Genomic DNA, 253 nt, shown 5'->3' on the forward strand with positions numbered 1-253 from the left:
GGTGCTGAGTGGTGAGCACATTGTCAATGCGCGGGCAGGTATGGATCCGGTGGGGTTTTCAGAAGTGAACATTTCACTTGATCATGCCGGTGGCAAGATCATGAGTGACTTCTCAGGCAAACATATCGGCAAGCCGATGGCGACCGTCTACCGGGAATACAAAACCAATGCCCGGGGCGACACTGAGCGCAGCGAGCGCGTCATCAGTGTTGCTACCATTCAGTCGCAGTTGGGGAACCAGTTCCGTATTACC

1 protein-coding gene is annotated in these 253 nt (G+C 54.5%); it reads left to right on the top strand.

The window, feature by feature from the left end; genetic code table 11:
- Window positions 1-253, top strand: a 253-nt coding sequence (locus ACYP03_RS27075; protein WP_459782816.1) for a SecDF P1 head subdomain-containing protein, incomplete at both ends; no start/stop codon positions are given.

It is taken from the genome of Photobacterium sp. R1, from assembly GCF_054600795.1.